Annotated in this window: 24 protein-coding genes; 6 read left to right on the forward strand and 18 right to left on the reverse strand. The window is 44.6% G+C overall.

All coding sequences use genetic code 11. The features are described 5' to 3' along the window. Window positions 1-130 precede the first annotated feature (130 nt). Both rnz and metH read right to left on the reverse strand, forming a co-directional pair. On the reverse strand, window positions 131-1,060 hold the full coding sequence (rnz, locus tag E6W40_RS13635) for a ribonuclease Z (protein ID WP_136605950.1): 930 nt from the start codon (window positions 1,058-1,060) through the stop codon (window positions 131-133). Between the two features lie 114 nt (window positions 1,061-1,174). Continuing rightward, on the reverse strand, window positions 1,175-4,618 hold the full coding sequence (gene metH, locus E6W40_RS13640; RefSeq protein ID WP_136605951.1) for a methionine synthase: 3,444 nt from the start codon (window positions 4,616-4,618) through the stop codon (window positions 1,175-1,177). A 169-nt stretch (window positions 4,619-4,787) separates the two neighbouring features. On the opposite strand from metH, the gene E6W40_RS13645 reads away from it, so the two are divergent. Further along, window positions 4,788-5,330: a 1,2-dihydroxy-3-keto-5-methylthiopentene dioxygenase gene (locus E6W40_RS13645; protein ID WP_136605952.1), complete on the forward strand. Its 543-nt coding sequence runs from the start codon at window positions 4,788-4,790 to the stop codon at window positions 5,328-5,330. Between the two features lie 108 nt (window positions 5,331-5,438). Here E6W40_RS13645 and E6W40_RS13650 read toward each other — a convergent pair whose 3' ends face one another. The 5 genes from E6W40_RS13650 to yneA form a co-directional block, all read right to left on the reverse strand. After that, window positions 5,439-5,852, reverse strand: a complete 414-nt coding sequence (locus tag E6W40_RS13650) for a FixH family protein (protein WP_136605953.1) — start codon at window positions 5,850-5,852, stop codon at window positions 5,439-5,441. A 239-nt stretch (window positions 5,853-6,091) separates the two neighbouring features. Next, window positions 6,092-6,883, reverse strand: a complete 792-nt coding sequence (locus E6W40_RS13655) for an HAD family hydrolase (RefSeq protein ID WP_136606991.1) — start codon at window positions 6,881-6,883, stop codon at window positions 6,092-6,094. 30 nt (window positions 6,884-6,913) lie between these two features. Continuing rightward, the gene (locus tag E6W40_RS13660) at window positions 6,914-7,456 is read right to left on the reverse strand and encodes a hypothetical protein (protein WP_136605954.1); all 543 of its coding nucleotides are present in this window, start codon (window positions 7,454-7,456) and stop codon (window positions 6,914-6,916) included. Between the two features lie 33 nt (window positions 7,457-7,489). Further along, complete coding sequence (locus tag E6W40_RS13665) at window positions 7,490-7,684, reverse strand: DUF896 domain-containing protein (RefSeq protein ID WP_136605955.1); 195 nt, start codon at window positions 7,682-7,684, stop codon at window positions 7,490-7,492. A 99-nt stretch (window positions 7,685-7,783) separates the two neighbouring features. Then, entirely contained in the window at window positions 7,784-8,164 is a 381-nt protein-coding gene (yneA, locus tag E6W40_RS13670; protein ID WP_136605956.1) for a cell division suppressor protein YneA, read from the reverse strand. Between the two features lie 304 nt (window positions 8,165-8,468). Here yneA and lexA point away from each other — a divergent pair, with 304 nt between their 5' ends. Next, the gene (gene lexA, locus E6W40_RS13675; RefSeq protein ID WP_136605957.1) at window positions 8,469-9,095 is read left to right on the forward strand and encodes a transcriptional repressor LexA; all 627 of its coding nucleotides are present in this window, start codon (window positions 8,469-8,471) and stop codon (window positions 9,093-9,095) included. 71 nt (window positions 9,096-9,166) lie between these two features. Here lexA and E6W40_RS13680 read toward each other — a convergent pair whose 3' ends face one another. The 7 genes from E6W40_RS13680 to E6W40_RS29490 all read right to left on the reverse strand — a co-directional run bounded on the left by E6W40_RS13680 (window position 9,167) and on the right by E6W40_RS29490 (window position 17,075). Beyond that, the gene (locus E6W40_RS13680) at window positions 9,167-10,213 is read right to left on the reverse strand and encodes a serine hydrolase domain-containing protein (RefSeq protein ID WP_246072999.1); all 1,047 of its coding nucleotides are present in this window, start codon (window positions 10,211-10,213) and stop codon (window positions 9,167-9,169) included. 187 nt (window positions 10,214-10,400) lie between these two features. Next, window positions 10,401-11,594 (reverse strand): response regulator transcription factor, encoded by a 1,194-nt coding sequence (locus E6W40_RS13685; RefSeq protein WP_136605958.1) that lies wholly within the window; start codon window positions 11,592-11,594, stop codon window positions 10,401-10,403. Beyond that, window positions 11,572-13,386 carry a sensor histidine kinase gene (locus tag E6W40_RS13690; protein ID WP_342774696.1) on the reverse strand — a complete coding sequence of 605 codons (1,815 nt, stop codon included), beginning with the start codon at window positions 13,384-13,386 and terminating at the stop codon, window positions 11,572-11,574. The genes E6W40_RS13685 and E6W40_RS13690 overlap by 23 nt, the downstream gene beginning before the upstream one ends. Before the next feature lie 89 nt (window positions 13,387-13,475). After that, window positions 13,476-14,354, reverse strand: coding sequence for a carbohydrate ABC transporter permease (locus tag E6W40_RS13695; RefSeq protein WP_136605960.1), 879 nt, complete (start codon window positions 14,352-14,354; stop codon window positions 13,476-13,478). A gap of 15 nt (window positions 14,355-14,369) precedes the next feature. Then, window positions 14,370-15,260 carry a carbohydrate ABC transporter permease gene (locus E6W40_RS13700; RefSeq protein WP_136605961.1) on the reverse strand — a complete coding sequence of 297 codons (891 nt, stop codon included), beginning with the start codon at window positions 15,258-15,260 and terminating at the stop codon, window positions 14,370-14,372. 93 nt (window positions 15,261-15,353) lie between these two features. Beyond that, window positions 15,354-16,706: an extracellular solute-binding protein gene (locus E6W40_RS13705; protein WP_136605962.1), complete on the reverse strand. Its 1,353-nt coding sequence runs from the start codon at window positions 16,704-16,706 to the stop codon at window positions 15,354-15,356. A gap of 198 nt (window positions 16,707-16,904) precedes the next feature. Continuing rightward, window positions 16,905-17,075, reverse strand: coding sequence for a hypothetical protein (locus E6W40_RS29490; protein WP_168928925.1), 171 nt, complete (start codon window positions 17,073-17,075; stop codon window positions 16,905-16,907). Between the two features lie 191 nt (window positions 17,076-17,266). Here E6W40_RS29490 and E6W40_RS13710 point away from each other — a divergent pair, with 191 nt between their 5' ends. Then, on the forward strand, window positions 17,267-17,455 hold the full coding sequence (locus E6W40_RS13710) for a hypothetical protein (protein WP_136605963.1): 189 nt from the start codon (window positions 17,267-17,269) through the stop codon (window positions 17,453-17,455). Between the two features lie 106 nt (window positions 17,456-17,561). On the opposite strand, the gene E6W40_RS13715 is transcribed toward E6W40_RS13710, so the two are convergent. Further along, window positions 17,562-17,678 (reverse strand): dihydroorotate dehydrogenase, encoded by a 117-nt coding sequence (locus tag E6W40_RS13715; protein ID WP_136605964.1) that lies wholly within the window; start codon window positions 17,676-17,678, stop codon window positions 17,562-17,564. Between the two features lie 175 nt (window positions 17,679-17,853). Between E6W40_RS13715 and E6W40_RS13720 the strand changes: the two genes are divergently transcribed. The 3 genes from E6W40_RS13720 (at window position 17,854) to E6W40_RS13730 (ending at window position 19,192) form a co-directional block, all read left to right on the forward strand. Beyond that, a complete protein-coding gene (locus E6W40_RS13720) occupies window positions 17,854-18,156 on the forward strand; it encodes a hypothetical protein (RefSeq protein WP_136605965.1) in 303 nt (100 codons plus the stop codon). Window positions 18,157-18,446: 290 nt separating this feature from the next. Beyond that, window positions 18,447-18,764, forward strand: a complete 318-nt coding sequence (locus tag E6W40_RS13725; RefSeq protein WP_136605966.1) for a stalk domain-containing protein — start codon at window positions 18,447-18,449, stop codon at window positions 18,762-18,764. 11 nt (window positions 18,765-18,775) lie between these two features. Next, window positions 18,776-19,192 carry a hypothetical protein gene (locus tag E6W40_RS13730; protein ID WP_168928926.1) on the forward strand — a complete coding sequence of 139 codons (417 nt, stop codon included), beginning with the start codon at window positions 18,776-18,778 and terminating at the stop codon, window positions 19,190-19,192. An 80-nt stretch (window positions 19,193-19,272) separates the two neighbouring features. Here the strand turns inward: E6W40_RS13730 and E6W40_RS13735 are convergent, their stop codons facing one another. The 3 genes from E6W40_RS13735 to E6W40_RS13750 form a co-directional block, all read right to left on the reverse strand. Next, complete coding sequence (locus E6W40_RS13735; protein WP_136605968.1) at window positions 19,273-19,494, reverse strand: hypothetical protein; 222 nt, start codon at window positions 19,492-19,494, stop codon at window positions 19,273-19,275. Window positions 19,495-20,401: 907 nt separating this feature from the next. Beyond that, window positions 20,402-21,172, reverse strand: coding sequence for an ABC transporter permease (locus E6W40_RS13745; protein WP_136605969.1), 771 nt, complete (start codon window positions 21,170-21,172; stop codon window positions 20,402-20,404). Further along, on the reverse strand, window positions 21,173-21,931 hold the full coding sequence (locus tag E6W40_RS13750; protein WP_136605970.1) for an ABC transporter ATP-binding protein: 759 nt from the start codon (window positions 21,929-21,931) through the stop codon (window positions 21,173-21,175). It abuts the gene before it with no gap. Window positions 21,932-21,936 lie beyond the last annotated feature (5 nt).

Consider the following 21,936-nt stretch of genomic DNA (forward strand, 5'->3'; position numbering starts at 1 on the left):
TTGCCAGACGATTTCCTTCAGCCGCTGAAGCCCCTATGGAATCCATGTTTATAGCTTACTCCAATATAGAAAAAAGCTCCATAGGGAGCTTTTTTCAACTCGATGAATTCCCGTTCTCTACCCTAATCACTTAAGCATGTCTCTGAACGGGAAACATTACTAGCTCTTCAGCAAGCTTTGTATTTGGAAAAACGGTTTTAGCTTCCTCGAGCAGTGGCTGAAGATGCTCAAGATCTTTATATCGCGAGCTGAAATGGGTAAGGATCAGTTCTTTGGCTCCTGCCTTCAGAGCAGCTTCCGCCGCCTGAATCGACGTACAATGATGATAATTATGAGCCGATTCTTTTAGATCATGCATAAATGTGGCTTCATGGACCAATAGATCCGCATCTCTGGCAAGCGTCAAAACATTATCACAAGGCCGTGTATCACCCAGAATGGTTACGATTCTTCCCTTTTTGGGCGTACCCAAAACGTCTTCGGGCTTCAATAGCTGGCCATTTCCCAGATCGATGCTTTCTCCTCTTTTCAGCTGGCCATATGCAGGTCCGGGTTTAAGCCCGTACTCGGCAAGCCGCTTGAGATCAAGGCTACCAGCCTTGTCTTTCTCAGCAATGCGGTAGCCATAACTATCCACTCGGTGATCCAGCAGCAGCGATTCAACCATAATCTCCTGATCCTCATACACCAATCCGCCAGTATGTTCAATGACTTCAAGTTCGTATTCGATTCTTGACTGACTCAGAGTCAAACTGACTTCAACAAACTGTTTTAATTCAGGAGGACCGTAAACCGTTAGTTTGGTTGTACCACCTTGATAAGCACGGCTGGACAAAAGTCCGGGTAATCCAAAAATATGATCCCCATGCAAATGTGTGATAAATACCTTTTCCAGTTTGCTGAGCTTTAATGAAGATCGCAGAATCTGATGCTGCGTCGCTTCCCCACAGTCGAATAACCAAAACGTTCGCCGCTCCTCAAACATTCGCAGAGCCATCGACGTCACATTCCGCTGAAGTGAGGGTACTCCCGCATTGGTCCCCAAAAATTCAAGTTCCATAACTAGCAACCTTCTTTCTATGTATATCAGCAAGAAGAACCGGCTGCTCCGTCATTAGCAAGCAGCACCGTTCCCATTTAACCTATAAATGATTCGATACAATACTCCAATGTATCATTTCACCTTATCCACATTAAAGTACCTAGCTTCCGGATGCGCGAACACCATGGCCGAGACTGATGCTTCCGGCTCCATCATGAAGCCTTCCGTGAGCAGAACGCCGATGTCCTCAGGATGCATCAGATTAAACAGCGGCTCTTGGTCCTCAAGATCCGGACAAGCAGGATAACCGAATGAAACGCGGATCCCTTGATAGCGTGCTCCATGACGCTGCTTCATCGTCATATCCGCCGGATCCGGAATGCCCCAACTATCCCGCATGATGTGATGCACACGCTCAGCTAGTGCTTCGGCTGTTTCGAGTGCAACCGATTGAAGCGCATGTGAACGGAGATAATCCCCTTTGTCTTTCCATTCGGAAGACAGCTTGGAGATCCCCTCACCTGCTGTCACAACCAAAAACCCAACGTAATCCATCTGTCCGCTGTCGACAGACCTTAAGAAGTCCGCCAAACAAAGAAATGGAGGTACATTCTGACGCGGGAAGCTGAAGGTGTGAAGCACTTTGGATGTATCCTCAGGATCATAGATCACAACATCATTCCCCCGGGATTGTGCCGGGAAGAATCGGTACATCGCATGTGCCTGAATGATTCCTTCCGTGGCAGCCTGATCCAGTAGGTTATCAACCGTGGCTTTGAGGTCTACTGCCTTCTTATTGCCTTCGGCAAGAAGCTGCTCAACCTGTCCCTTAAGACCGAGGTGATGCCCCAGAAGCATCTGCATATTCATATAAGGAATGATATGTGTAATCGGGTAATTCCGGATGATATGACGCTCCATATCCGGTGGGCTAAATACGGGCACATCCGTCGATACGCTGGACTTCGCTGCCCTTGTCGGCTCCGGCATCGCTCTTGGTTTTTCCACTTCCGCGGCCAGTGCCTCAAGCTCAGCCTGCATTTCCGTCTGCATCATCTCACGCTGCACAGGATCCATCAATTTATTGGCAATATCAAGTCCATCCATAGCGTCCTTCGCATATACAACCATGCCTTGGTATTCCGGTCGGATACGGGTCTTCGTAAATTTACGAGTTAACGCGGCTCCACCTACCATAATGGGTACGTCTACACCGGCGTTTTTCAAATCCTGCGCAGTAACGACCATCTGCTGGGCAGACTTAACCAGAAGTCCGGACAAGCCGATCATGTCGGCCTTCTCTTTGCGGTAAGCCTCAATAATAGTTTCCGGTGGTACTTTTATACCCAGATTGACGATCTGATAACCATTATTGGAAAGGATGATCTCCACCAGATTTTTCCCGATATCATGCACATCACCTTTAACGGTTGCCAAAAGCATTTTGCCTTTAACTGAAGATTCATTTTTTTCCATGAACTGTTCCAGATACGACACGGAAGCCTTCATGACCTCTGCGCTCTGAAGTACTTCGGCCACAATCAGCTCGTTGTTGTTAAACAGGCGCCCAACCTCGGACATCCCGGCCATCAACGGACCATTGATAATTTCCAAAGCTCCGTATTTTTGCAGCGCAGCTTCCAAGTCGGGAAGCAGCCCTTCTTTAGTACCCTCCACCACATAAGATGCCAAACGTTCCTCCAAGGTCAGGTTAGATAGCTTTTCCTTCTTCTCCACCTTTTTGTTCCGAAACGCGGCTACAAAAGCAGCAAGCGTCTCATCATTTGTTTCATAAATCAATGCCTCTGCAAGCTTGCGGTCTCCCTCCGAAATCGAGGCATAACGCTCCAGCTTTTCCGTATTGACGATCGCGTAATCGAGACCTGCTTTCGTACATTCATACAAGAATACAGAGTTCAACACCTCTCGTCCCGCTTCAGGCAAACCGAAGGATACGTTGCTGATACCGAGAATAGTCTGACATTCAGGCAAAGCTTCTTTAATGAGTCGAATCCCTTCAATGGTTTCCTTTGCAGAACCGATATACTGTTCATCCCCGGTACCCACCGGAAAAACCAGTGTATCAAAAATCAGATCTTCCGCTTGCAATTTGTATTTGTTCACGAGAAGGTCATGGGAGCGCAAAGCTACTTTCAGCTTATCGTCCCGATGAATCGCTTGTCCGGTCTCATCAATGGTGCCGACAACGACAGCTGCTCCATATTTATGGATTAACGGGGTCACCCGCTCGAATTTTTCTTCACCATCTTCAAGATTAATGGAGTTAATGATCGATTTCCCTTGCGAATATTGCAATGCAAGATCAATAACGTCTGCGTCTGTAGTATCGATCATGAGCGGCACTTTGACCTTTTTAGCGACCAGCTCCAGGAACAGCTTCATGTCTTCCGTTTCATCACGGTCAGGATCTTGTACGCAAACATCGATGACATGTGCGCCATTCTTCACCTGTGCACGGGCTATTTCCGAGGCTTCTTCATATTTGCCTTCAACAATAAGGCGTTTGAATTTCCGCGAACCAAGTACATTGGTCCGTTCACCCACCATATAAGGCCGGTTATCGGATTCGATATAGACCGGATCAATTCCTGAAATCGCGGGAGAATGGTTGCCTTCCATTGGTCGCGGGCTATATTGGCTCATGGTATCAGACAAGGCGCGGATATGATCCGGGGTCGTACCACAGCATCCCCCGGCAATATTCAACCAGCCCTGCTTCGCAAAGTCTTCCATTTTACGCGCAAGAGACTCCGGAGATTCATGATAATTCCCGTTTTCATCCGGGAGTCCGGCATTCGGATAACAGCTGACTGCCGTTTTTGCCATGGCTGACAAGGAGCGGATATGATCCCGCATAAATTCGGGTCCCGTGGCGCAGTTCAAACCAACCGATACCGGACTCAAATGCTCAAGCGAAATATAAAAAGCTTCAATATTTTGTCCGGCGAGTGTTGTACCCATCGGTTCAATCGTACCGGATATCATGACTGGCAAGGTGACACCGCTGTTATCAAAAGCCCGGCGGATCCCGATGCTTCCCGCTTTTACGTTCAGTGTATCCTGGCTCGTCTCCAATAGCAGTGCATCAACGCGGCCTTCAATTAAAGCAAGAGCCTGCTCCTCATAACTGGTTATCAGTTCTTCAAATGTTACGCCTCCGGTTACGGAAAGTGTCTTTGTTGTTGGCCCCATCGCTCCGATAACATATCTTGGCTTGTCCGGTGTGCTGAATTTATCAGCGGCCCGGCGGGCAATTTCGGCAGACTTCAGGTTAATTTCTCTAGATTTTTCAGGTATATCGTATTCCGCAAGTACAACGGAAGTTGCACCGAAGGTATTAGTTTCAATCAAATCGGCTCCCGCTTCCAGATACTGTTCATGAATCTCTTCAATGACATCCGGACGTGTTAGAACCAGCATTTCATTACAGCCTTCGAGTTCTTCTCCTCCAAAATCCTCGGGACCGAGCTCAACCTGCTGTATCATGGTTCCCATGGCACCATCAAGTATTAATATTCGTTCTTTCATTATTTCCTGCAAGCCCGGTCTGTCCATGTAATTTCCCCCCTGCAAAACGTTAGCTCTTAGTTTAACAGAATCCTTTATATTAGAAAAGTGTCAGAAACGCAGTCATCCCCCATGTTAAGAAGGAAGATGCCATCGACAAAGAAAGACTGCTTCGTTATAATATGAATTAAACCAAGTGGAAAAGAGGGGTAAGCTAATGGCTGAAATCGTGATCCGCAATACGAACGAAAGAATCTCTGGTGACGATAATGTTCGTGAATTCTTAAACAATCAAAATGTACTATATGAAAAATGGGATGCCTCCAAGCTTCCTATCGAGCTTCAAACTAACTTTCAATTAAATGATGAGCAAAAAAATGAAATTTTGAGCACATATGATGAAGAAATCCGCGACCTGACTGCACGCCGTGGTTATCAAATTTGGGATGTTATTACTTTGTCTGATTCGACTCCAAACCTTGAGGATTTGCTTAACAAATTCGAAGAGGTTCACACCCATACGGAAGATGAAATCCGAGCAATTGTTGGTGGTAAAGGAATTTTTGTCATTAAGGGCAGTGATGATCTTGGATACTTTAATGTGGAGCTCGAGGCTGGTGACGTTATTTCTGTACCCGAGAACACCAACCACTTCTTTACATTGATGGATAACCGTAAAATTATTGCCGTCCGTCTCTTCATTGAAAAGAATGGCTGGGTTGCTTATCCTGTTGAGGATCCTAGCTTCCAAAAAGCGTAATTAATTAATCGTATGAATTGTTAATTTCATTTATTTCATAAGAAAAAGAACCTGCACTTTGTGAACAAAGCCAGGTTCTTTTATTTTTGTCCATATCAAAAACTTTAATCACTTGCTAACAGTCAGCTTTTTGGTAGGCATCGTATGCTGTGGGCCATAGGTTACATGAGAAGTAATGCTGTAGGTTCCATCACTATCAAATGTCTTCTCAAGTACATATTTTCCCGCACCTGCATTTTCAGCCGGCACCTTTTCATGGTTGCTGCTGTCTCCCTCTTTCGTAATTTCAATCATCACTTCATCCGCTTTATCGACCTTTTTATCCTTTTGTGCCACATTTACTTCAATGGATACCTTTTGCCCTACCTTTACCTGTTCCGGTGTCCAGCTTAAATCTACAGTCAGCGGCTCCATCATGCCTTCATCCATATTCATCCCATCATGTTCACTCTTGCTGCCGCAACCTGCCAACGCCAGAATAACAAGTAAAATAACTCCCGTTAACCATATTCTGTTCTTCATATCTGTCACTCCTTAAATCAATTTACTTCGTTATGTACGCTTAGGTATACCGCGCCTTAATTATTATACATACTTTTAACTCTTTCAAAACGCAAGCCTGTTCACAATTTGGTGACAAATATCTCTCATAAAACACGTCATTGACACAAGCATCTTTTTTATACCAAAAAAGTCTGTTTCGGCGCAGTAAATCATGCATCACCAAAGCAGACTTTTTGATTAAAGCTTACAGCACAGCATTATAAAGTTTCCAAAATACCATGAAGCTCTGACAAATGCTTAATCACATGATCTGGCTGAATATTAGAGTGGTAGGGCTTCCCGTTACGGTTGATCCAAACCGTGTTTAATCCAGCGGCAAGTCCGCCCTTCATATCCGTGGAGAGCTTGTCGCCTACCATCACGGCTTCCTCAGGCTTGATGTTTAAACGGGAAAGGGCATGTTCAAAAATGCTTGTATCCGGTTTGCCTTTGCCAAAGCTTCCCGAAATAACGATTTCATCAAAATAGGGAGCCAGTGCAGGTACGCCATCCAGCTTTTCCTGCTGCAGTCCAGGACATCCATTCGTCAGAAGCAGGAGTTTATAACGTCCTTTTAACTCATCAAGCACCTGAAAGGTTTCTTCATACACATGCGGACGAGCACGTCTTTCTGCTCCAAACTGTTCTGCCAGCTGCAGAGCCAATTGCTCATCCTCCACACCCATTGCACGAAGTGCGCGCTGCCATGCTTCTTTTTGATAACCAGGGACGATCTGCTCCATCCGGCGGAATTCAGGTTGTTCACCCGCTGTAAATTTACCCCATAGTGCTTCAAAAGGATTGATTCCGATCATGGCAGTAAAAGCGTAAGTATCGTAAGTTTCGTACAAAGCTCTGGCCTCTTTGCGGACAGCCTCTTCTAACGCTCGCGAATCAATCCCCGTTTTCGCAGCAGCCGTGTCGCAGGTCGCCCGAAAAGATTCCTCCACGCTCCGCTCATCCCAGAGCAGCGTATCGTCCAAATCAAAAAATACAGCGGTTGCTCCCATCTTATCCATCCCTCTCCCGTGTTTTATCTATTATTTTTCAAATGGAATTTCAAAAGTATTAGCGAAACGCTCCAAACGTTCACCCATGGCTGCGGTATCATAACGATTGATCAATCGGGTGAAAACCCAGTTGCCGCCTTTACTTACTTTTCCTTTCTTGCCCTTTGCACCTTTAAGTTCAATAACCACCGAACCGGAACCAACTTTAATGCTAGCGATTTGGTCAGCCGTGAGACGGCGATCTCTGTTGAATTTAATCGTAGAAATTGAATTTTTATCCACCTTGAGAAACGGTCTCCGCAGAAAAATAACCACCGCAAGTAAAATATACAGTCCGACCACAATCCAAGTTAATGAAGTGCTCATCGCCTGCTGCTGACTAGCCATACCCAGAAGCACATATATAGCGGCCAGTGCAACTAATGTTACGGGAAGAACGAAATTCCGGCCTCTGAAAATATCCGCTGTTGCAGATCCTTTCGAAGCATAGATTGAAGGTTTTCCATCCTTCTTGCGCTGCTTGTTTAATTGAGATGTGTTTTTCTGAACCATTCTTTCCCAGGAACGGGACATAGTTGTTCCCCCTTAACCATCTTGTCATGTATTTTACTTGCGCTTACCGTCCTGCTGGTCCTCGACCCATTCGATGGATTCCAATTGGGACTTAAAATTGCGGCGGACGTTCTGGAGGTATTGTTCGCGCAGTTTAGCACGCTCCTCTGTTTCTTCCTTTGTCAGACCCGTTTCCTTCTGCTTACGGGCAAGCTCGTTAATCCGCTCAACTAAGCTGTCGATATCCATACACTACTCCTCCATTATTCAATTCATACCTAACTTTGCCATGAGAAAAAGAGCTTGTCAAGGTATGAACCTTTCCAAGCTCTTCTGGTATAAAAACTATTAATATAAAGGAAGAGATAGGACATCTCCGGCTTCAATTCCACTGGACTTTAAATGGTTCGTTTCCTTAATAACACGAATAAAAGCGCGTGTATCCATGTCCTTCGGTTTGTATTCCACAGCGATTCCCCAAAGTGTATCTCCCTGGGAAACAACCACCTGCTCCAGCGGTATCTCATCTTGAGAAGAACCAGCAAATACTCTTACCATGCCTGTACAACCAGCGATAATAATTACAGCCGCCAACAAAAGCTTGAAAAGCAGACGGCGTGTGAACATGGCTTGTAATGCTTGATAACGTTCCGTAGTCTTCAAACCGCTGCTTGCAGTTTCAATAAAGTCATTATTATAAATACTCTGATATGTAGTGTGTCTTAACATAATAGGATTCCTCCAAACATTTGTTCTTGTATGAAACCAATATAACACGAACACATGTTTTGTTCAATACTTTTTTCGAACGATTGTTCCCAGAACTATTGTTCCTATTTATTTAAATATTACTTATATCCAAATTGCTGCCTTGAAACTGTAGTATTTAGATAGAAATCCTTTCACTGATTAATATTTTAGATATGGAGAAATGGTATCGAATTTGAAATTCCTGATTTTAGAACTTGTGTTTGTACGAACGGTAGTTCTATGTTATAATTTTACCAAACGTTACTAATGGGGTTGATGGGGAATGTCGAAGATATCTAGCCGGCAGCAAGCGATATTGGAATTTATCAGAAATGAAGTCCGGGCCAAGGGTTATCCGCCTTCCGTTCGTGAGATCGGTGAAGCCGTAGGACTGGCTTCGAGCTCAACTGTTCATGGTCATCTGGACAGACTTGAGAAGAAGGGCTTAATCCGTAGAGACCCTACGAAACCTCGCGCCATTGAGATTCTGGGTCAGGAAGAGTCCGAGAGCAGTAACCTGTTCACACATACGATTGCAAGAGTTCCTGTAGTTGGTAAGGTTACAGCCGGTGTGCCTATTACCGCAACAGAGAATATTGAGGATTATTTCCCTCTTCCCCAGCATTTTGTAGGGGATGAGAAAGTATTCATGCTTTCAGTAATGGGAGATAGTATGATCGAGGCAGGCATCCATAATGGGGACTATGTCATTGTACGTCAGCAGCAGACCGCTGATAACGGAGACATTGTCGTTGCGATGACCGACGAGGATGAAGCTACAGTCAAGACTTTCTATAAAGAGAAGGATCACATTCGTCTACAGCCAGAGAATCCGTCCTATACGCCGCTAAGGCTGAATCATGTGACGATCCTTGGCAAGGTTGTCGGGTTGTTCCGGGATATTCATTAATGAAGTAATTTATGCTGTTCATATGTACAAGCCCTTGTTCTTGCGAAGAGAACAAGGGCTTTTTATTACTCTCAAATTAGCTGCCCTTGCTGCCACAAACTTGCTAGATGTCCAAGCAGGCTTTGGGTCTGATGCACTCCCGGATCTGCGTTCATCATCAAGACCGCTCCTGTGCCTGTCTTCGGATAAGTAATCAGCATACACTGAAATCCTGCTCCCCAGCCAAGAGATGAAACTTCGAGTTCACCATCAGGGGATTCAAGGAATACACCAAGACCCGACCACTTGAAACAGCCTTGGGGTTTGATCATTTCGCCAGCAGTTTCCGCAGAGATGCCAAGCCTGCTATTTCCCTGAAGTGAAGAAAGGAGTTCCACAACTAACAAGGCCAGATCCGCAGATGTTGACCACAATCCGGCTGCTGCCGGATATGGGTATATGGGATGAGATTCCTTCAGACGTACTCCATGCTTGTTATGTCCAACCGCTGAACCCATCCGGATCCCCGATTGGGATGTAACGATGATACTGTTGTTCATATGTAACGGCTCAAATATCTTTTCTCGAAGAAGCTTATCAAAGGACTCCCCTGTCACATCCTCGATCATCAGCTGGATAATACAAAAACCCGTATCCGAGTAAATAAATTGACTGCCCGGCTCTGCCATCAATTCAATCGGCTGTTGGCAGTAGTAAGTCATACCTCGAAGCAGCTTAGCCATGTCAGGAGAACCGTATTCGCTGATATATTGACCAAAGCCTCCTTGGGGGTCAGCGAACCCCGCCTGATGACAGAGGAGTCTGCGAAGAGTAACCGTTCGTGAATTAAAACTTGGATGTTCAGGGATATCCCATGAAATCAAGAACTTGCTCACATCTTCATCCAGACTCAAAAGCCCCTCCTCAACCAACTGAAGTGCGAGTATACTCGCAGCAAATTTACTGATGGAGCAAGCGTTAAACAGCGTATTAGATTGAATAGGATCCCCGCTTCCCGCTTCCACCTCTCCCCAACATTCATGACGGCTCAGTTTCCCTTCACTGATAAAAGCCATGCTTAGTCCGGGTACATTGCTCTCCCTCATCCGTTCGGCGATATTCCATATATCCTTTTTCAAAACGAAATGCCTCCATTCTATCACGCTCGACGTACCTCATAAATCAATTATAGAACATTTGTTCCTATATATCAATAAGTGTCTTATTATCAATTCAACTGTTGTTATATATGCAAAAAAAAGCCCTGCCACATTGAAATGACAGAGCTCTAATGATCAAATACACATCCGATTTGTCTTGTTGTTTCTAATGACATGCTCGGCTCATGTTGGATTCCGATGCCATACGCTGCCGGTATTCTGTCGGTGTGACATTCATGCGCTTACGAAATACCTGTGTGAAATGCTTTACATCCTGGTAACCGATCTTTTCTGCGATATCAACCAGCTTAAGCTGGGTATGATCCAGGAGATGGATTGCTTTTTCCATTCGAAGTCCTGTTACATATTCCTTAAATCCGCTGCCCGTTTTTTGTTTGAATACCTGACTGAAATAGGCCGGATTCAAAAACACGACAGAAGCCACCTTTTCAAGGGTCACATCGGTATTATAATTCGCCCGGATATACTGTACAGCAACTTCCATCGCCCGGTTACCACCGGGTGCGTAGTAATCGAATTCCAGTGTGCCTGAATCGCGTCCCATTTTCTGTATAATCGCAGGGATACTATTAAAATCACTGATCACATCCGACAGCTGAATTTGAAATGGAACCTTCACATATTTTTTCAGATGCATCCGCAGCTCATCCGTTAAAATTTTTATCCCATATCCCTCATCAACGGTGATCAGACCAAGCAGACTTTTGCCGTCCAAACTGGTGACGAACCCTTCACCATATCTTTCGATCAGCTCGTTGAGCACATTTTCTACAATGTAATGCTCCAGATGAACCGCATTGTCACTTTCCATTTTGATTAGAGCCAATTGAAACTGCGGATGCCGCTCCACGAAAGGGGCAATATCCATATTCCCGATGTCCAGCCCCATTGCCCATCGCTGAAATACAGCTTCCCGCAAAAATTTAAGATTACTTCGAAGCATCTTGGCCTCTTGTTCCAGTTCAGCTTCCCGTTCTACTTCCTCAACAAGCTGCGCAATCATGGAAACCAGTAAATCCTTGCCAATAGGCTTTAGCAAATAATCCTTGGCTCCGAGCCTCACCGCTTCCTTAGCATAAGCAAATTCCGAATAGGCGGAGATAATGACCCATTTGATATGTGGATGGCTGCTTCTTGACAGCTTCATGAATTCAAGTCCAGTCATGCCCGGCATCAAAATATCTGTCAGCACAACATCGATATGACCGCTTCTCAGAATCATGACCGCTTCATCCGGATTTGCTGCCAATTGTACATCATGCTCAGGAAAAGCTTTGCGGATCGTCCGTTTGATCCCTTCCCGGATTACATTCTCATCATCCACGATCAATATGTTCATCTTCGTTCTCCCCCTTTGATGGTATAGGAATGGTGATTTCAACCATCGTACCTTGTTTACGTGTACTTTCGATCTGCAGGCCGTAGGCTTCACCGAACATCATAACGAGGCGGTCATGGACATTCCGGAGCCCGATACCGCGTCTTGGTCCGGACTTTTCCTCGTTTGATATTCCTGATTGTCTGTGCGTGAGCGTCTCTCTCACTCTCTCCAGTGTCTGCTCATCCATGCCAGCGCCGTTATCTTCGATCCTGATATGCAGCTTGTTTTCATGTGCTTCCGTAGTCACTCTCAGATATCCGAGGCTGCCCTGCGGCTCCAGGCCGTATTTAACAGCATTTTCAATAATCGGCTGAATGGTCATTTTAGGTAGTACAACATCCATCCAAGCTTCATCCGCTTCAATCTCCGTCCGGAGTCTTCCACCGAGCCTCATCTCAATGATCGTGAGATAATGACGGATTTGCTCCAGCTCACGCCTTAATGTCGTCCTTGATGCTTCCTCCCAATTGCTGCTGTATCTGAACATTTGCGATAACGAAAGCACAACCCTGCTCAGCTGCTCATTTTCTTGCTCATCCAGCATCCAATAGATCATATCCAGCGTGTTATACAGAAAATGCGGATTCACCTGGGATTGCAGCGCCTGCAGCTGTGCATTCTTTTCACTGACCGTCGAAATCTTGATCGTCTCGATCAGTTCATCCATCCGGTGCACCATTCGGTTAAAGGACGATACAAGACTATTAATCTCATCAAAAGAATTCACGTTGACCGAACCGCTGAAATTCCCCATCTCTACCTTCTTCATCTCCCGGATCAGCAGCTTTAGCGGTGAAGCAATATTGCGTGAAACGATGGATGCGAGCACCGTAGACAAAATGATGAGCAGCAACACTACGATAATCAGATATTTCGTCGTCTGATAGACTTCCGCCCTTATATCTTTTTTAGGCGTTAGACCATAGATGGTCCATCCAGCTAAAGAGGTGTTGGCAGCTACGATTAACTGGTTCGAGGTGCTGTCGACTACAATATTTTCGTCCTCCGTAGGTTTTGGCAGCTGATCAAGCTGCGGTTGCTTCGCTCCTTTTTGTCCGGAAGATGCAATAACCTTTTGATCCTCGCCCAGGATGTAGACCCTTGTCCCCGGACTGATGCTCACGTTAGAGAGCGCTTCCATGATCGGATACGGGTTGGTTTCGATGACGAGAATTCCGATCTCCTTGTGGTTGGTCAAATCATATAGTTTCCGTCCAAAGACGAACACCTTATCCTGCTGCTGCATCGTATTAATGGGTGATCCGGGGTATAATCCCAGCCACACCATGTTGCCGGAAGACTCCCCCAGCTTTTTATACCAGTCGGTCTGGGCATAGTTATTGTCAATAACACCTGCAAACTGCCTTTCGTAACTGTACACCTTGCCATCCTTCGATAAAATATGAATGCCTACCACTTCGCTCCGCGAGTAGTAGGCTGCTCCAATAATATTGGTGATGGTTCGTTCATTAATGACCCCAACCGCAGGATTAGCAGCCGTTTCCTGCAGCAAACGTGTCAGTTCATAATTACTGTTGAGTGATTTGGATAGGCTGTTGTAACCTTGAAGCATCAGGTTGAACAGTCCCGCGGTTTGAGAAATATTTTTCTCAGCAATATCACTGACTTTGGAATGAATGATGGCGAGTGTACGATTATAGTACAAAACACTCATGAGGATCAAAATACCGGTCATACATCCTAGAAATAGCAGGAACAAGCGGTTGTGTATGGATCGGAAGCGTCTCACAAACGATACGTTCTCCTTTCGGCAAATCGACATTTCGTGTCAATTTTAGCATACTCTCCGCTTGTCTCGTACTATCTTTTTTTGAAAGTCTAGCCTTTCACTGCTCCAGCCACCATGCCCTGCGTAATCTTATCCGCGAGCAGGAAATAAATAATGATGACCGGAAGTGCTCCGAGCACAAGATAAGCACCAATCGCACCATAATTAACGGAGTATTGGCTGACAAAGCTGTTTACTCCAAAAGGTAGGGTCTTGAGCTTTTCTGAAGAGATAAATGTCGCTGCCAGAATGTATTCATTCCAGATGTTAATGAAAGTCAGAATACATACCGTCATCACGGGTGGAACGGACACAGGCAGGATAATGCTCCAGAAAATCCGTCCGACGTTCGCACCGTCCATGACTGCCGACTCTTCAATCTCATGCGGAATGGACTTCATAAACCCGCTTAAGATAAATACTGCGATTGGCATCGCAAACGCGACATAAGGCAGGATCAGCGACAAATGCGTATTCAGCACATGGATGTTCTTAAAAATAATCATCAGCGGCAGCAGCGTGGCCTGCATTGGAATCATCATACCGACGAGAAACAGCAGCATGACCACTTGACCATACTTCCAGCGGAAGCGGCTGATCGCAAACGCACATAAGGAGCTTAGCAAAATAACCGTAGCCATCGTCACTGAAGTAACGAACAGACTGTTTAAGAGATACCGAACGTAATTCCCTTCGAGGGCGGCGCTGTAATTACTCCACTGGAAGGAATGCGGCAGGGCAAAAAAGCTGCCTGATAAAATTTCTTCATTGGTTTTCAGTGAATATAGAACCAGCCACAGCAGTGGATAAACCTGGGTCACGACGAGCAGTGACAAGAACAGAATCACGATTGTCTTCGCAATAGAAAACCGTCCGCGTCTGGTTGTTGCCGTCTGCTGATTAAGCGATACGACAGAGCTTGTATTCATGGCGATTTTCCTCCTTTACGAGAATCGTTTCTCCAGTTTGTTAAATATCAGGTTAATCAGGAACGTAGCTGCTAGGCAGAGTATGACCAGGAAGGCCGCAATCGAACTGCCGTACCCATATTTCATGGACAGGAACGACATGTTGTACATATGCGTCGATATCACATCCGTGGCATGAGCCGGACCTCCGCCTGTCATAACCATGACCATGTCGAAAGCTTGAAGCGATCCGATAAACGCAAGCACGATCGATATTTTAAAAATTGGAATGATATTCGGAAACGTGATATATCGGTCCGCAGTAAAACCTTCGGCACCATCGATTCTTGCTGCCTCGTAAATTTCCTCCGGTACATTCAGAATTCCCGTGTACTGTATCAGCGTGTGGTAACCCAGATACTGCCACAATGCCACAAAGTACAGTGAATACATGGCAACCGAAGGTTCAGTCAACCATGAGTGGGTCCAGGATTCCAACCCGATCGTAGTAAGCACCTGATTCAGCATGCCGCCCATGGACGCAGGATTGTAAATGGTTTTCCACAGCTGTCCAACGACAACAACCGATAGAATAACCGGTAGAAAATAGCTTGAAACCAGAAAGTTTGGCCGGCGTACATATCTTTTCAGTAAAATCGCCACGAGCAGCGCTACTGGAATCTCCGCCATGGAAAAGACCGCAAACATCAGCGTCCTGCGTACAGAAGGCCAAAAAACAGGATCATGAAAAAACAGATTTCTAAAATTCTCTAGTCCGATAAACTTGGACTCTCCTATGCCGTTCCAATCCAGCAAACCGCTGTACATGGATACGATAATCGGCACAAATACGATTCCTACATAAATGATTAAGCAAGGCAGTACAAACGCGGCAATCGTCAGGCGGGAGACCTTCAGCACGTTCACAACTAACCCCCTCCTTCTCTGGCTGGTTCATCATGGAATTGAAGGGAACGTCATGCTGTTATTCCGCACGCGTTCCCTTCTCCACGGTCATGCTTATTTGTTGTTTGCCTCGAATGCGGCTTGATGTTCCTTCGCAACTTCAGCTGCATCCTTTTTCTGTGCGAAAAGATTCTGGATGCTGGTCAAGTGGACTTGTGCTGTGCCCGGGTTCATCGTGTTATCGAATGCCAGGTCTCCACCCTTCACGTCTTTGAAAAGTCCCAGAACATCCATGGCCATATCAGAATATCCGGCTGCTTTAAAGTCGCCGTCTACTTTCTGTCCGATACCGACTGCTCCTTTGGCTTCAAACGCTTCCTTCGGGAAGTTAATCATGAACCAGTTCAGGAATGCTTTAGTTTCATCCAGGTGCTTGCTGTCTGCCGAAATCGCAAATGCGGATCCAGGTGCGAGCATAAATTCATCCGGATTCCCCTTGCCATTAATGGTAGGGAATTTGAATACGCCAACCTTACCGTTTACAGAAGAAGTTTCAATTCCGCCTGTTGCCCAAGTTCCCATGTAGTACATCGCTGCTTTACCTGTCTTGAACAGGTTCTCGCCAGCATTGTAGTCAAAGGAAGTTGCCCCGTCTTGGAAGGCTCCGGCTTGAACCAGGTTTTCGAATGCATCTACAGCTTCTTTGAAGGCAGGATCATCAAACGTTTTCTTTTTATCCACAACATCCTTCAAGAATCCAGGACCGTTGTTTGTGCGGAGCAGCATGTTCATGAACAGGAACGAACCGGTCCAGCTGTCCTTCTCACCGATTGCCATCGGTTGAATCTTTTGGGATTTCAAAGTTTTCACGACTTCCAGCATTTCCTCGAACGTCGTTGGAACTTTCACGCCAGCTTTATCAAACAGCTCTTTGTTGTAGTACACTACGCCTATGTTATTGCCGTCAGGCAGAGCGTATGTATTACCGTCAAAGCTGTACCAGTCTAAAAGTCCATCCTGGAATGTGTCTTTCAATCCGTTTTGGTCGAGCATATCATTTAGCGGTGCAAGGAGCTTCGCATCAACGAAAGGCTGCATTTGAGCGGCCGGGTTCACCACTGTAATATCCGGAACTTCTTTAGAAGCTGCTTGCGTCTTGAGCTTCAGCTTTTGCTGGTCCGTGTTCAGTGAATCCAGCTCGATTTTGATATTCGGATGATCCGTTTCGTACTGCTTCACCAGCTTGTTCATCAGCTTGTTCTTCGGATCGGTTGGATCCGGGTAGATATTTTGGAAGGTAATCGTAACGTTCTTTTCCTTCACCGTTTCCGTGGTATTACTGGATGTTCCCGAAGCATTGGAAGAAGTGCTTCCTTCATCGGTCTTGCTGCCACCGCCGCATGCTGTAAGGCTGAGCGCCAGTGTGCCCGTCATCACCAGGCTTAACAATTTCGACATCTTCGCCATCGTTTAATCCCCTTTTTATTTGGTATGAACTCATTATGCAGGGAAATGCCGATAATAGGGAGGTGTGAAATTCAGGTTTTAGGTTTGATTTCTATAGATTCCACAGCATGTCATAAAAAAATCCCCCTAATAAGGGAGATCAATTCGCTGTTATATGTAATTTTAAATAAGTTAGCTGAATTTTTGATTGAAAATTTTTCAGCCTACAAACTGTATAGCGAACAGCAAAATCAACAGTATAATGGCCCCGCCGACAATATACCCAAAAAGACGGCTGCCCTTCGACCTTTTTTCCGATTTTCTAATGTGGTTTTCCAATTCAGCAATACGCTTTTCTAATTCCTGAATCTGCCCACCGTTATCCTCCATGGTTTAGTTCCTCCACATTTTGAATTTCTAATGGATAAGAAGTTTTTTATTTAAACGTTATTAAGTCAATAATAACATAATTTATGGATTTTCTCGGACCGATCTTTTTGCAAAGTCATGTTTACAAGCAGATGATTTGGTTTAATAACTATTTGACTTTCCAGAATTGCACAAGTTAGGAGAAATACAGTATGACAAACCATAGCTTTCAGAAAGCCTTTGAAAATCAGTCAGATACCACTGTTCATCTGGTTAGCGGTGAATTTTATCAGGGGATCTGCCAAGAAAATGACTCCGGTACATTTAAGCTGGTAACCAGCGAAAATCAAACGATCACCATTCCCTACTGGACGGTAAAGCGAGCGGTTACGCAAAAATAACAGATCTGGCCACTAAGATTGTGTGCCGGTTCTTTTTTTTCATGCTCTAAAACATAACTGCCCCTACCGACATAAAGCCGGCAGAGGCTAGTTTCAATAAATTATCTTAGAAAATAAATGCTTTGGAGATGATTACCAGCAAAATGAACAGTACCAGGATTGCTCCGATACCTCCACCACCAAAACCGTATCCTGCGCCTACTCCTCCAACTACTTCACTCATGTTTGCACCCTCCTTTGTTTTGAAACACATCATATCTTATGGAAATTCCGGAAGAAGGTAAGGGCGGATTGGTAATAAAAAAAACAATAAATCCGAACAACTCATGATTTTATAGATACCTTTTCCCAATTCTGGTAAACTAAAACACGGATTAATCAAATGGAGGGATTGGGTTTTGATCAAAATATTGAGTACCCTTGGATGGATATCGATCATCGGCGGCATCATCATCGGTTTTATCATTGGTATACAAGTTAATTGGTTAGCAGCCTTCACATGTTGGGTCGGTGGGGCCATATCTGGAGTATTATTTATAGCGTTCAGTATGATGCTGGAATATCTGGAAGAGAACAATTATTATCTAAGGGAACTTTTAAACCGGACTCAAGGACAACAAGAACCCCCGCGTAAACCATTAGGTAATTCTAAGGCTTCGCTTAAATCACTGACTGGATTCAAAATGAATTCCCATGAATAGCAGCATTCATTTCATATTGTTGCAAATACCGAAAAATCCAGCGAATACGATGAATTGCAACTTGAGGAACCGCTTCCCGGGTTAGGTTTGCTTATCATTGGAATGGTGATCATCTTTCCTTTTTACGCTGCAATCATTAACTTCATTTCTACATTAACACTGAAACATTAATCCCATGAATAGGTAATACATTCTTTGGCTCATTATAGAACGTATAATAATAAATTTCGCCAAGCATATCGTTATTAGCTACTTTGGATCGTTGGTGTATACTTCAGGAGGAATTTAGCATGCGTAAACGATGGCTAATGATTGTTCCAACGGTTTTAACACTTTTATTAATTTCAAGTATTACGTCTGCAGATCATTCTATTAAAACTCTCTTTCACGAGTCTGAAATTCCATTGGATGTATCCCCTCAAGTAGTCAATGGAAAAATCATGGCTCCAGTAAAAGCAATTGCTGAGGCACTTGGATTTGATGCGAAATGGGACTCTAAAAAAAGTGAAGTGATTATCACAGAAAAAGTACCTCTCTCAATACTTGTGGCTACCTTACCTGAAGCAGATGCTTCCCTCTATGCCTCTGAATCAAAAGGATACTACTAAGAATTAATAATGTGATGAGAAAATTCCTGGATTGGAAAAGCGCAAGTAATCGTGATCTCAAACTTTTTTATTCAGACATTAATCAAGATGGTGCCAAAGAAATCATTATTATTCTTACAACTGGCTCAGGAACAGGAGTTTCCGAAAGAGAAGTTCATGTATTTAACGTGGACCGCTCTAATATTAATAAATTCATATATGAAAGCTATGTAGATGATCCAATCGTTATAGCCATGAAGAATGTGAAAACTAAATTAACATCGTCGGAAGCAGAAATCACTATAGGTAAAAAAAGAACACTTGTTAATATAGAAAAATACGGAATTGAACCTGGAGGCGGAAGTGCAGGGATTATAGTCATTACGTATAAATTCAAGGATAACTTGTACCAAGCCAAAAAGATCGATTTTAAAACCTATATCCAATGAAGTTAATTCTTAACTAAAGTGGGTGTCAGATATGCACAAATACGGAACTTGAAAGAACACATAGAGTTGCGAAACAGGCTTTATTTCCGGATATAACCGAATAGAAAAACCAACAAGACGATAGGAATATATATCGCTTTTAATACTCCTGAAACTTCTAGAGGGAAACTTAATATTAAAAAAAACATGACAAATCCAATCTCTTCTCGTAAGAAGTTAGAAAATGTCTTTTTAATCATGCGATAAATCATAATACCGATATAGAACATCATGATGATCGTATACGCTAGCGTAAAAATCATGTGCTTCCTCCTTCCAAAACTTCCCCAATTCACGTGCCCTGCCTGTGCCTATTTCTAACTATTTGTAATTCCTCGCGTTATATAAATGAAGGAGATGATTCGAATGACTATTTTAAAAATACTCATCGGTGTCCTTAACCAATGCCTCAGTGTTGCCGATATTGACCAAATACCCTTGAAACCCCTGCGTACCCTCGTACAAGTTGTCTCTTCCAGGCTCCCCCGAAATGAATTTTGTCCATAGTTTATCTCCCTTAGTATTTCGTGCAATTAATCAGTGCCGAAAACTGATTTCTCGCTACCGTTAGTATTGTTTAGAATAGCGATTCATTGGTCTCCGAGGTGGAGTAATAGCATTAGTCATGGGCATCATCTTTTTTTTCACAGGAATCTTTTCCTAATTATCTCTCATATCTTGTAACTCTCCCGGACTATTCATAGATTGCCTCCAACAATAGAATTAGAACTGAAAGCTAAAACCTTTGAATTTAATAATTCCAGTTCCAAACTTAATGAGACCATTATCCCCGTATTATCGTAAAGCAGATCCCCAGTGAATAAATAACCGTTTCTGGTGTAGGCAAAGTTATATCTCTTCTAATATCTTTCCTGATTTGCTCTATTAGATAAGCCTTTAATGCCATTAATTAACCACTCCTTTATGGACATAGATAAGGACATAACCGTAAATATTGAGATAGATTATTTCATATAATATTGTTCTGCCTGTAAATAGAAAAAGCCTTTGCAAGCACAAGCCAGCAGGAGCTTTGTTTATTATATTTGGTTTAGTGATAATGAGCATGTAGAATGGTTGGTAAAATACTTCCGTAACTTTTCAGCATGCATAGTAACAATTATGGACGATCCAATTTAAAGATCGCCCATAATTTAATACTTGTAAACATTAAGCTGCTTTCCGTTTGTACACTCGCATCGCAAAGATATAAGCTACGAGCATAATTCCGATGCACCACGCAAGAGCGATCCAGATATCATTGCCTACCGGTTGATTTGACAATAATGCACGGATGGTTTCTACGATAGAGGTCACCGGCTGGTTTTCGGCAAAAGCGCGAACTACCTTCGGCATCGAATCGGTCGGCACAAAGGCCGAGCTGATAAATGGCAGGAAGATAAGCGGATAGGAAAATGCGCTTGCACCTTCCACCGATTTTGCGGACAATCCGGCGATCGCTGCGACCCAAGTCAAAGCAAGCGTAAACAGAACGAGTATACCGGCTACGGCGAGCCATGGCAGGACCCCTGCCGACGAGCGAAAGCCCATAATGAGCGCTACGAGAATGATAACGACAAGAGAAATGACATTGGATACCACCGAGGTCAGCACATGCCCCCACAGCACAGCAGAACGCGCAATCGGCATGGAGTAGAACCGCTCAATAATGCCCCGTTGCTTATCCATAAACAGGCGGTAAGCCGTATAGGATATACCGCTTGCAATCGCAATCAGCAGAATGCCGGGCAACAGGTAGTTCACATAGTTATCCGTACCGGTTTGGATAGCGCCGCCAAACACATAGACGAACAGCAGCATCATCGCAATCGGAGTGATGCAGACCGTGATGATGGTGTCCATGCTGCGGAAAATATGGCGCATGGAGCGCCCAAGCATCACGCCCATATCGCTAAAAAAGTGATTCTTTACCGTCTCCATTTACATTGCCTCCTTCTTGCCGACGATTGCGAGGAAAATCTCCTCTAACGACGGCTGTTTTTCCACATACTCTACCTTCGCTTGCGGGAACAGCTTTTTCAGTTCCGAGAGCGTGCCATTGGCGATAATCCTACCTTCGTGAAGAATGGCGATTCGGTCGGCAAGTTGCTCAGCCTCATCCAGATACTGAGTGGTTAGAAATATCGTCGTGCCGCCATCTGCAAGTTCCTTGACGGTCTTCCAAACCTCGATGCGAGCCTCGGGGTCAAGCCCCGTAGTTGGCTCGTCGAGGAAAATGATCTGCGGATTCCCCACAAGGCTCAAGGCGATGTCGAGCCTACGGCGCATCCCCCCCGAATAAGTAGATGCCTTGCGGTCCGCGGCGTCTGTCAGGCCGAAGCGTTTAAGCATGTTATCCGCAACCTGACGCGGATTTTTAAGGTGCCGCAGCTTGGCGATCAAAATTAGATTCTCCCGCCCGGTCAAAATCTCGTCAACCGCGGCAAATTGCCCAGTCAGACTGATCGCATGCCGCACATTCTCGGGTTTTGACGCGACGTCAAATCCGTTTACGACGGCGGTGCCTCCGCCCTGTTTGAGCAACGTGGTGAGGATTCTGACAATCGTCGTCTTGCCAGCGCCGTTGGAGCCAAGCAAGGCGAAAATTTCACCTTTCCTCACTTCAAAATCTACACCCTTTAGGACTTCTGTGTCCTTGAAAGATTTTCGCAGACCTTTCACTTGAATTGCTTTTTCCATCCTGA

Origin of the sequence: Paenibacillus dokdonensis, assembly GCF_004916975.1 — a bacterium.
GTDB classification, from domain to species: Bacteria; Bacillota; Bacilli; order Paenibacillales; family Paenibacillaceae; genus Paenibacillus_AQ; species Paenibacillus_AQ dokdonensis.